The organism is Arthrobacter sp. SPT-J7 (assembly GCF_059089965.1).
This window is the reverse complement of record NZ_JBNHFF010000592.1, coordinates 1-387: the sequence shown is the minus strand read 5'-3', so window position 1 is coordinate 387 and position 387 is coordinate 1. Positions and strand designations below refer to the sequence as shown.

Sequence of the window (387 nt, the reverse complement as noted above, 5' to 3'; positions counted from 1 at the left end):
GGACCTCCGTGAGTCCGGCTCCATTGAGCAGGATGCGGACATGGTGATCCTGCTCCACCGTGAGGACGTGTATGACAAGGAATCACCGCGCGCGGGTGAAGCCGACATCCTGGTGGCCAAGCACCGTAACGGCCCCACCAAGGACATCGTAGTGGCTTTCCAGGGCCACTACTCCCGCTTCGCCAACATGGCGGCCGACGCCGGCGGCGGAGGCTTCTAGGCAGACGTCCTCCCCGCAGGGGCTGGTCAGTCCTGCGAAATTTTGGCCAGCGGATCAGCCCTGTGCCAACAGATGGTTCGGCAGCCGGTTTCCCGGCGCAGTGCCCCTGATTTCCAGCAGCTCGCGGGCGTGGGCGTGGAGCCTCTTATCCTCTTCGCTGACAGGCA

General features: G+C 64.3%; 1 protein-coding gene and 1 pseudogene. One reads left to right on the top strand and one right to left on the bottom strand.

The annotated features are described in order from the left end of the window. Positions 1-220, top strand: a 220-nt coding sequence (locus AC5RWX_RS34440) for a DnaB-like helicase C-terminal domain-containing protein (RefSeq protein WP_494100598.1), incomplete at its 5' end; no start/stop codon positions are given. A gap of 54 nt (positions 221-274) precedes the next feature. Here the strand turns inward: AC5RWX_RS34440 and AC5RWX_RS34435 are convergent. After that, positions 275-387: pseudogene (locus AC5RWX_RS34435) on the bottom strand (acyl-CoA thioesterase); the annotation flags it as partial.